Consider the following 6,921-nt stretch of genomic DNA (forward strand, 5'->3'; position numbering starts at 1 on the left):
GGTTTGGGCGCGGGCGGTGCCGGGGCCGGTGGCTCGGGCTCCACCTGGGGTTGGGGCAGCTCGATCAGTTCTGCCATCACCTCGACCGGGATCACCATTTCCGCCGCGCGGCGCAGCAGGCCGCTTTGCAGCGCCCAGACCGCGAACACGTGCAGGCCCACCACGGAGCCCACCACGAGCAGGCGGCGGTTGAAGCGGCGCGGCACGGTGGTGGTCGGGAGGGGGGCGGGGGACCCCAAGGGGAAGCTGGTCGTGGGCATGGCAGTTGAACGAGGGGGCAGGCACAACGCTGCCGTTGTGCCCGGGGATGATCCCTCGTCGAAAACTATTCGCGTCGAAAAATCCAGTACAGCGCGATCAGCGTGATCATGAGACTGGCAACGTGAACGACGAGGCCCGTGATCATGAACGTCCTTTCGCGCAAGCGGCGCACACAGGGTGTGACAGGAAAGTGTGCCCATTCTAAACGAGAATGTTTCGCATTCTCAGCAGTTCGAGGATTTTTTTTCAGACGCTGGACCGTGTGGCGGCATTCAGGTTCCGGCGCGTCGCGGGCGGGCAGTGGCTTTGTTCGGGCTGATAGTAAAAACAATTCTCATTTATGATCTGTGGATCCTGATCCTCAGCGTCCACGTTCCCGTCATGCCCTTTCCGCGCGCCCGTTCCGCCATCTGCTTGGCCTCTGTCCTGTTCGTGGGGGCGCTGGCCCTGCCCGGCGTGTCGTTCGCGCACAGCCTGCTGCTCAACTGCCGCCCCGCGGCCGACAACATGGTGCAGTGCAAGGGCGAGTTTTCCGATGGCAGCGACGCAGCGGGCATGGCCATCGCGGTCAAGGCTTACGACGAGCGCGTGCTGGCCAAGGGCACGCTGGGTGGCGACTCCATCTGGCGTTTCGCCAAGCCCGCGGGCGAGTACTTCGTGCGTCTTGAAGACGGCGGCGAGCACTCGGCCGAGGTGGACCACACCGACGTGAAGCCATGAGCGCCCACACGCAAGTGGTGCGGCCGGCCGGAGCCGGCCACGAGACGCTGTGGGTGCTCTTGGCCGCGGCCGGCGTGCTCGCCCTGGCGGCGCTGGTGATCGGCGTGCGCGCGAAGACCGAAGCCGCCGCGGCCCTGGCCACGCACCAGGTGGACGCGCGCACCCAGCTCAACGCGGCCGAGCAGGGCGTGCACGCCGACCTGCTGGTGGCGGCCGAGGAGATCGAGGCGCTTCGCGACAGCGAACAGGCCATGCCCACCGTGAAGGCGCTTCGCGACATGGGTCTGCCGCCGTTCTCCGCCGGCCCCGAGGCGCGTGCGCGCGGCGCGCACGAATGGCGTGCGACACCGCAAGGAAACGACCTCGCCTACGTCGGGCGCAGCGCAGAGCCGCAGGTCGCCGGCTCTTTCCTGCTGCGCCTGCCGGCCACCGCCGGCAAGGACGCCGCTGGCCACGCGCACGACGACGCGGTCGAGATCTGGATCCAGCGCGAAGGCTCCGTGACCTGGCCCGAGGGCATCAATGAACCGGCGCTGGTGCGCCAGGGATGGCGCCAGGTGATCACGCGCTACGACGCCGGCGTGACGCGCCAGGGCGCCGCGCACTGAACGCGCCGCCTCTTTCTTTCATTGCCAACACGCATCCCATGCAAGACCACAACACGCCCATCGCGCGCCGCCGACGCCTGCTCTCGGCCCTCGGCCTGGCACCGCTGGGCCTCGCGTCAGCGAGCCTGCCGCTGCGCGCCCTGGCTCAGGCCAAGCGCCTGCGCATCGGCGTGACGCTGCACCCCTACTACAGCTACGTGGCCAACATCGTGGGCAACCTGGCGGAGGTGGTCCCCGTCATTCCCGCCGGCTTCAATCCGCACGCCTACGAGCCGCGCACCGAAGACATCAAGCGCATCGGCTCGCTCGATGTGATCGTGCTCAACGGCGTGGGCCATGACGACTTCGCGGGCCGCATGATCAAGGCCAGTGAGAAGCCGGACCTGAAGGTGATCGAGGCCAATGCGCAGGTGCCGCTGCTGGCCGCCGTGGGCACCGGGCGCGGCACCTCGGGCAAGGTGGTGAACCCGCACACCTTCCTGTCGGTCACGGCCTCCATCTCGCAGGTCAACACCATTGCGCGCGAGCTCGGCAAGCTCGATTCGGCCAACGCCTCGGCCTACACCGCCAACGCGCGCGCCTACGCGCAGAAGCTGCGCAAGTTGCGCGCCGACGCGCTGGGCCAGCTCGTGAAAACGCCGGGCGCCGATTTCCGCATCGCCACCATCCACGGCGCTTACGACTACCTGCTGCGCGAGTTCGGCCTGGAGGTGGCGGCCGTGGTGGAACCCGCGCACGGCATCGAGCCCAGCCCCGCGCAGCTCAAGGGCACCATCGACCAGATCCGCTCGCTCGACGTGAAGGTGATCTTCTCGGAGATGGACTTCCCCTCGGCCTACGTCGACACCATTCGCCGCGAGACCGGCGTGCGCCTGTACGCGCTCACGCACATCTCGCACGGCCCCTACACGGCCGAGAAGTTCGAGCAGGAGATCGCGAAGAACCTGGCGACCGTCGTGCGCGCGATCCAGGAGGCCGCATGACCGTGGCTGGCGGGCCCGCCCTCGGATTCGACGACGTCTCCCTCACCCTCGGCCAGACCGACATCCTGCAGCAGGTAAGCCTGCGCGTAGCCGCCGGTGGCGTGCACGCGCTGGTGGGGCCCAACGGCGGCGGCAAGAGTTCGCTGTTCAAGGCCCTGCTGGGCCAGGTGCCGCACCGCGGCAGCATCGCGCTGGAATGGCCCGGTGAGCGGCCGGGCGTGGTGGGCTACGTGCCGCAGGCCCTGGCCTTCGATGCCGGCCTGCCGATGACGGTGATGGATTTCATGGGCGCCATGTGCCAGCGCCGCCCGGTGATGCTGGGCCTGTCGCGGCGCTGGAAAGCGCCGGTGGAACAGGCGCTGCGCCAGGTGGGCATGTGGGAGAAGGCGCAGCGCCGCATGGGCGCGCTCTCGGGCGGTGAGCGCCAGCGCGTGCTGCTGGCGCAGGCGCTGATTCCCGCGCCCGACCTGATCCTGCTCGACGAACCCATGTCCGCGCTCGACGAGGCGGGCATGCGCGTGTTCGAGACCCTGCTCGCGCACTGGCGCGGGCAGCGCACCACGGTGCTGTGGATCGAGCACGACCTGGACGCCGTGACGCGATTGGCCGATCGCGTGACCGGCCTGAACCGCCAGGTGCTGTTCGACGGTGCGCCCGCCGAGGTGCTGACGCCGCAGCGCGTGCTGGCCTTGTTCTCGAACCGGCACCGGCACGAAGAGGTGCCAGTGGCGGAAGAGGTGCTCGAATGACCACGCTGATCGACGCCCTGCGCCACACCATCCAGCACCTGGCCGAGCAGGGCCTGCTGCCCAATTCGCTCACCTACGGTTTCGTCGTCAACGCCGTGCTCGCGGGCCTGTGCATCGGCCCCGTGCTGGGCGGGCTGGGCACGCTGGTGGTGGTCAAGCGCCTGGCCTTCTTCTCCGAGGCCGTGGGCCACGCCGCGCTCACGGGTGTGGCCATCGGCATCCTGCTGGGCGAACCGTACACGGGCCCCTACGGCAGCCTGTTCGCCTACTGCACGCTGTTCGGCCTGCTGCTGATGTACCTGCGCAACCGCACCGGCCTGTCGCCCGACACGCTGATCGGAGTGTTCCTCGCGGTCTCGCTCTCGCTGGGCGCGAGCTTGCTGTTGATCCTCTCGGGCCGCGTGAACATCCACATCCTGGAGAACGTGCTGTTCGGCTCGGTGCTCACCGTGGACACCAGCGACTTGCTGGTGCTGCTGGTGGTGAGCGCGGTGGTGGTGGCGCTCACGGTGCCGCTCTACAACCGATTCATGCTGGCCAGCTTCAACCCGCAATTGGCCAGCGTGCGCGGCGTGCGCGTGAAGCTGCTCGACTACCTCTTCGTGGTGCTGGTCACCATCGTCACCGTGGCCTCGGTGAAGGTCATCGGCGCCATCCTCGTCGGTGCGCTGCTGATCATTCCCGCCGCCGCCGCGCGGCTGCTGAGCCTGTCGCTGCGCGGTTTCTTCTGGCTCAGTGTGTTGATCGCCACCCTCAGCACGCAGGTCGGCATCCTGGTGCCGATCGAGCTCGAGCTGCCGGTGCCCTCGGGCGCGGCCATCATCCTCACCGCCGGCGCGCTCTTCGGGCTCGCGGCCATCGTGCGCGGCTTCACGCCCGCCCTCAAAGGACACGCCGGATGAACCCGCGTTCTCTTTTCCTCGCGCTGCTGCTGTCCATCGCCGTGCCGCTGGCGCAGGCGCAGGCCCCCGCCCCCGGCGTTGCTGCGGCGCCCACGCGCCTACTCGTCTCTCACCCCGTAGTGGCTTCGCTCACACAGGCGGTGGTGCAGGGCACCGGCATCGCCGTGCTGCGCCCCGTGCCCGAGACCCTGTCGGCCAACCGACAGCTGGCTTTCTTCAGCGGCCGTGGCGCGGCCGGCCTGGGCCAGGCCGCGCGCCAGGCCGACGCGGTGATCGCGCTGCGCTCCATCTGGCCCGACGATCCGCTGTTCCCGCTGGCGCGGCGCCAGAACATCCGCCTGATCGAGATCGACGCCGCGCGCCCGCTCGACGCCTCGCTGCCCGGCATCGCGCTGCAGGAGGGCGCCGCCACGGCCGCCGCCTTGCCATGGCTGGACCCGGTGAACCTGGGGCGCATGGCCGACGTGATCGCGGCCGACGTGGCGCGACTGGTGCCCGACACGAAGCCGCGCCTGCAGGACAACGTGGCCACGCTGCGCCAGCGCGTGCTGACGATCACCGCGCAGAGCGAGGCGCGGCTGGCGCGCGCGAGCAACCCGTCGGTGTTCAGCCTGTCGGACCGGCTCGACTACCTGGTGAGCGGCTTCAACCTGGACCTGGTGGGCACCGAGGCGCGCGAGGACGACGCGGCCTGGACGCCCGAGGCCCTGGCCGAATTGACGAAGCGCTTGCGCGAAGGCGCTGTGGCCGCCGTGCTGCACCACCGCGAGCCGCCGCCCGCCGTGGCGCAGGCCGTGCAGCAGGCAGGGGCGAGGCTGATCGTGCTGCAGACCGAGGGCCGCGACCCGGTGGCCGAGCTGCAGCAGAACGCCGAGCGCCTGGGGACGCTAGCGGTTCCCTGATTCAGGGCTCGTACTTGTATCCCAGGCCATAGACGGAGTGAATCAGGTCGCGCCCCGGCGCGGCTTCATCCATCTTGCGGCGCAACTTCTTGATGTGGCTGTCCACCGTGCGATCGGAGACGATGCGCTCGTCGCGGTACATCGCGTCCATGAGTTGTTCGCGCGAGAAGATGCGCCCCGGTCGCGCGCTCAGCACCTTGAGCAACTGGAACTCCACCGCCGTGAGGCCGAGGTCGCGGCCGTCGAGCGTGGCGCGCCAGGCGGCTTCGTCCAGTTGCAGGCCGCCGGGTGCGCCCGCCGCCGCGTGCGTGCCACGGCGCAGCACCGCCTTCACGCGGGCCACCACCTCGCGCGGGCTGAAGGGCTTGCAGATGTAGTCGTCGGCGCCCAGCTCCAGGCCCAGGAGGCGGTCGATCTCTTCCACGCGCGCGGTGACCATGACGATGGCGGGCGCCGGCCGGCCGGCCTGGCCCGAGCGCAGGGCCCGGCACACGTCCAGCCCGCTCTTGCCGGGCAGCATCAGGTCCAGCAGCACCAGGTCCACAGGGTGCTCGGCCAGCCAGGGCTCCACCTCGTCGCCTCGCGTGAGGTGGTGCGTCTCGTAGCCGGATTGCGCGAGGTAGTCGAGCAGCACGTTCGCGATCTTGTTCTCGTCCTCGACGATGAGGATGCGCTGGGCCGGTTCAAGCATGCGCGGCCTCCGTGTGCAAGGGTAGCCAGACGTCCCACCGCAGCCCGCCCAGCGTGCTGGCCGAGGCCGCCATGCGCCCGCCGTGGCCTTCGACGATGGCCTGGGCAATCGCCAGCCCCAGTCCGGAGCCGCCGCTGGCGCTGGCGCGCGATTCGTCCACGCGGTAGAGCCGCTCCGTCAGGCGCGGCAGGGCCTCGGGCGGCACGCCGGGGGCGGAGTCTTCCCAGCTCAGGCGCGCCTCGTCGCCGTCGCGCACCAGTCGAACCTCCAGTGCCGCCGGGTCGTGCGTGTAGCGCAGCGTGTTCTGCAGCAGGTTGGCCAGCACCTGGTCGAGCCGGTCGCCGTCGGCGCGCACGCTCAGGCCCTCGGGCAGGTCGGTGCTCAGGGCAAGCCGCTGGCCAGGCCGCGCGGTGGCCTCGTGCAGGTAGTCGGCCACGAAGCGGCCCAGATCCAGCGGCGCGAATCGGTAGTCCAGCGCGCCCAGGTCCGACAGCGAGAGCAGGCGCAGGTCGTCCACCAGCCGCGTGAGGCGCGTCACCTCTTGCGCCAGCGAATCGAGGTTGGCCGCGTCGGGTTTGCGGATGCCGTCTTGCAGCGCCTCGATCTCGGCGCGCAGCGTGGCCAGCGGCGTGCGCAGCTCGTGCGCGATGTCGGCGATCCACTGCTGCCGCGCCTGGCGCGCGGCCTGCAAGGACACCGCCATGCGGTTGAAGTCGTCCGCGAGCTGGGCCAGTTCGTCGTGGCCCTGGGCCGGCAGGCGCACCTCGTAGTTGCCTTGGGCGATGGCCGTGGTGCCCGCGCCCAGGGCGCGCAGCCGGCGTGAGAGCCAGTGCGCGATCAGCGCCGCGTTCAGCAGCACGGCAGCGAACAGGCCCAGCGCGATGGCCGCGTAGGTGCGCGTCTGCTGGGCCTGGAACACGCGCTCCAGCGAGGCCACCATCTGCAGGCGCGGCACGTAGCCCAGGTAGCCCACCAGACGCTCGTCCACGGTGATGGGCTTGAGCACGGCCTGTTCGGCGCGCCATTCGGGGCCGATGACCACGCGCTTGTTCGCGTCGAGCAGCAAGAGGCGCGGGTCGATGGTGAGCGCGGGTGGGTTCACGAG

The 6,921-nt window shown here is 70.0% G+C and carries 8 protein-coding genes and 1 pseudogene; 6 read left to right on the forward strand and 3 right to left on the reverse strand.

The features are described from left to right. Window positions 1-239, reverse strand: a pseudogene (locus BN948_RS24985) (energy transducer TonB); the annotation flags it as partial. Window positions 240-675: 436 nt separating this feature from the next. Here BN948_RS24985 and BN948_RS24990 point away from each other — a divergent pair. The 6 genes from BN948_RS24990 to BN948_RS25015 are packed head-to-tail and all read left to right on the forward strand — an operon-like array spanning window position 676 to window position 5,125. After that, window positions 676-981, forward strand: a complete 306-nt coding sequence (locus BN948_RS24990) for a hypothetical protein (RefSeq protein WP_156037857.1) — start codon at window positions 676-678, stop codon at window positions 979-981. After that, a complete protein-coding gene (locus BN948_RS24995) occupies window positions 978-1,589 on the forward strand; it encodes a DUF6162 family protein (protein ID WP_009519587.1) in 612 nt (203 codons plus the stop codon). The genes BN948_RS24990 and BN948_RS24995 overlap by 4 nt, the downstream gene beginning before the upstream one ends. A gap of 38 nt (window positions 1,590-1,627) precedes the next feature. Next, a complete protein-coding gene (locus BN948_RS25000) occupies window positions 1,628-2,572 on the forward strand; it encodes a metal ABC transporter solute-binding protein, Zn/Mn family (RefSeq protein WP_009519588.1) in 945 nt (314 codons plus the stop codon). Then, window positions 2,569-3,321, forward strand: coding sequence for a metal ABC transporter ATP-binding protein (locus tag BN948_RS25005; protein WP_009519589.1), 753 nt, complete (start codon window positions 2,569-2,571; stop codon window positions 3,319-3,321). The genes BN948_RS25000 and BN948_RS25005 overlap by 4 nt, the downstream gene beginning before the upstream one ends. Then, a complete protein-coding gene (locus tag BN948_RS25010; RefSeq protein ID WP_009519590.1) occupies window positions 3,318-4,223 on the forward strand; it encodes a metal ABC transporter permease in 906 nt (301 codons plus the stop codon). Before BN948_RS25005 ends, BN948_RS25010 begins: the two co-directional genes overlap by 4 nt. Continuing rightward, window positions 4,220-5,125 carry a metal ABC transporter solute-binding protein, Zn/Mn family gene (locus BN948_RS25015; protein WP_009519591.1) on the forward strand — a complete coding sequence of 302 codons (906 nt, stop codon included), beginning with the start codon at window positions 4,220-4,222 and terminating at the stop codon, window positions 5,123-5,125. The genes BN948_RS25010 and BN948_RS25015 overlap by 4 nt, the downstream gene beginning before the upstream one ends. 1 nt (window position 5,126) lies before the next feature. On the opposite strand, the gene BN948_RS25020 is transcribed toward BN948_RS25015, so the two are convergent. Beyond that, window positions 5,127-5,816, reverse strand: a complete 690-nt coding sequence (locus BN948_RS25020; RefSeq protein WP_009519592.1) for a response regulator — start codon at window positions 5,814-5,816, stop codon at window positions 5,127-5,129. Beyond that, a partial coding sequence (locus BN948_RS25025; RefSeq protein ID WP_156037858.1) for an ATP-binding protein occupies window positions 5,809-6,921 on the reverse strand: 1,113 nt, incomplete at its 5' end. The genes BN948_RS25025 and BN948_RS25020, both read right to left, overlap by 8 nt.

Source organism: Hydrogenophaga intermedia, from assembly GCF_000723405.1.
Classification (GTDB): Bacteria; Pseudomonadota; Gammaproteobacteria; order Burkholderiales; family Burkholderiaceae_C; genus Hydrogenophaga; species Hydrogenophaga intermedia.